At 67.3% G+C, this 620-nt stretch carries 1 protein-coding gene; it reads left to right on the top strand.

What is annotated here, in order from left to right:
* Window positions 1-620: condensation domain-containing protein (locus NKJ55_RS35500; protein ID WP_352453941.1), on the top strand; the 620-nt coding region annotated here is incomplete at both ends.

Genomic DNA, 620 nt, shown 5'->3' with positions numbered 1-620 from the left:
CACAATGGGCCTGTTCATCAACACCCTGCCTGTGCGCCTCGACCTCGACGGCACCGGAGTCGAGGAAAGCGTGCGCAGCACGCATGCGCGGCTTTGCGAGCTGCTGGCGCACGAGCATGCCTCGCTGGCGCTGGCGCAACGCTGCAGCGGCGTTGCCGCGCCGGCGCCGCTGTTTGGCGCGCTGTTGAACTACCGCCACAACACGCCGACGGCCATGGCCGGCTCCGGGACCGATGATGGTCTGTCCGGCATGGAATGGCTGGGTGGCGAGGAGCGCACCAACTATCCGCTGACCCTGTCGGTGGAGGATTATGGCGAGGCGCTCGGCCTCACGGCACAGGTGGTTGAGCCAATCTCCGCGGATCGGGTCTGCGGCTACATGCAGCACGTGCTCGAGCAACTGGCGGAGGCACTGGAGCATGCCCCTGATACGCCGGTGCAAGAGCTGGACATCCTGCCGGCCGAAGAGCGGGCGTATCTGCTGGAGGAGCTGAACCGGACGGCGGCGGCCTATCCTTCGGAGCGCTGCATCCAGGAGCTGTTCGAGCAGCAGGTGCGCCAGGCGCCCGAGGCGGTGGCATTGGTCTGCGAGGACGAGCGCCTGAGCTATGGCGAGCTCA

It is taken from the genome of Mesorhizobium sp. M0106 (assembly GCF_040322715.1).
Lineage (GTDB): Bacteria > Pseudomonadota > Alphaproteobacteria > Rhizobiales > Rhizobiaceae > Mesorhizobium.
Note: the sequence above shows the minus strand (reverse complement) of the source record. Positions and strands in the feature narration are given on the sequence as shown.